This is a genomic window from Seonamhaeicola marinus (genome assembly GCF_008085455.1).
In genome coordinates this window covers 359-700 of record NZ_VSDQ01000583.1, presented here as the reverse complement: position 1 = coordinate 700, position 342 = coordinate 359, and the positions used below count along the sequence as shown (strand labels likewise).

Below are 342 nucleotides of genomic sequence, written 5' to 3'. Positions count from 1 at the left end.
ACGCTAAACTTTGTGTTGCTGTAAAGCGGCCGTATTCATCTTTTACATGTGGCAAATACTCTTCATAACGAGAAAGCAGGTAAAATGCGGCCGAAAATATATCAAAAGGGATAGCGCTTTTTTCACCTGTATAAAAAAAGCATTTGGTGTTTTCCCATTCATGCACGTTTATACTGATATCAGACAACCCTTGCTCAAACATTATTTCATGACTTTTTATAAAAAACTCATTTCCTAACTGTTGTTTGGTATATGACATTTTTAGGCTATCATGCGCTATAAATTTTTCAATAGTTGTTGTAAAATCTACATCTATACCTAAAACACGCGTACAAACATGCT

1 protein-coding gene is annotated in these 342 nt (G+C 34.2%); it reads right to left on the bottom strand.

Annotation, left to right across the window (positions count from 1 at the left end; all coding sequences use genetic code 11):
* A partial coding sequence (locus tag FUA24_RS10630) for a DUF7033 domain-containing protein (RefSeq protein ID WP_394344199.1) occupies window positions 1-342 on the bottom strand: 342 nt, incomplete at both ends.